This is a genomic window from Wolbachia endosymbiont of Madathamugadia hiepei, assembly GCF_013366855.1.
Taxonomy (GTDB): Bacteria; Pseudomonadota; Alphaproteobacteria; order Rickettsiales; family Anaplasmataceae; genus Wolbachia.
Window position 1 is genome coordinate 1 of record NZ_WQMP01000194.1, and the last position, 1,237, is coordinate 1,237.

The 1,237-nt window shown below is 36.3% G+C and carries 1 protein-coding gene and 1 pseudogene; one reads left to right on the forward strand and one right to left on the reverse strand.

All coding sequences use genetic code 11. The features are described 5' to 3' along the window. Nucleotides 1–213, forward strand: a pseudogene (locus GO685_RS05680) (IS5-like element ISSoc13 family transposase); the annotation flags it as partial. Nucleotides 214–490: 277 nt separating this feature from the next. Here the strand turns inward: GO685_RS05680 and guaA are convergent. Continuing rightward, nucleotides 491–1,237: glutamine-hydrolyzing GMP synthase (gene guaA, locus GO685_RS05310; RefSeq protein ID WP_175937879.1), on the reverse strand; the 747-nt coding region annotated here is incomplete at its 5' end.

Consider the following 1,237-nt stretch of genomic DNA (forward strand, 5'->3'; position numbering starts at 1 on the left):
GAGAACAGAAAGTGCAAAGCTGTGATTCCGCCAAAGAGGAATTGAAAAGTGAAGAGAGACTACGACAAACATCTTTATAAAGAGCGGCATTCGATTAAATGCTTCTTTGGAAAAATCAAGAACTTTAGACGTGTTTTTTCTCGATTTGACAAGACTGCTGAGGTTTTTATGGGTTTTTTAAACTTCGTTGATTCTCTCATATGGCTTCTCTAAAATTTTGTTCACAGAGACTAGGAAAAACTTTTGGATTATCTTTTTCTACTGTAGTATTCATTTTTTTACCTCTAAACCTATTAACTAATAAAATTATAAGGTTAGAGGTATTAATTTTGTAATAATAAAGCTAGCAGGAAACTGGACTGTACAATCCACCGTAGAGATTGCAAAGATAAATAGCTTTAATCCTACAATAATGGTGTTGAAAGAATTTGTCAGTAGTTTTTATGGCTCTTGTGACTTAGAAAACCAATGTCGGATCACTGGCTCATGATTACTCCCACTCAATAGTTACTGGTGGTTTGGAGGTTAAGTCATATACAACCCTATTTACTCTGGAAACGTTATTAACGATTATGCTGCTAACGTTCTGCAGAAAATCCCAAAATATTAATGAATGTTGATTCTTATTCTCAAACGGAAATGCATCAGCCGTCATACCGTCAGATGATGTTACAGCTCTCAAAGCACAAACATATCCATATGTGCGGTTATCTCCCATAACCCCCACAGTTTTTATTGGCAACAGTACAGCAAAAGCTTGCCATATCTTATCATACAGATCGTAATTTTTCATTGTGTTGATATATATTTCATCTACCTCTTGCAATATTCGCACTCTTTCTTCATCTACTTCACCTATGATCCTCACTGCAAGTCCAGGTCCAGGAAACGGATGTTGAAATATTACCTCGTCTGAAAGACCAATTTCTTTTCCAAGCAGCCTTACTTCATCTTTAAAGAGGTAGCGTAAAGGTTCTACTAGCTTCAGATTCATCTTTTCCGGCAATCCACCAACATTGTGATGAGATTTAATTGTACTAGTATTTCCTGAAGCGTGCCCTGACTCAACTACATCGGAGTAGATGGTGCCTTGCATTAAAAAATCCACATCACCTATTTTTTTCGCCTCTTCTTCAAACACTTCAATGAAAGTATTGCCGATAATCTTTCGCTTTTCTTCCGGATCAGTTATTCCCTTTAACCTACTCAAAAATAAGTTTGATCTGTCAACGTAGTT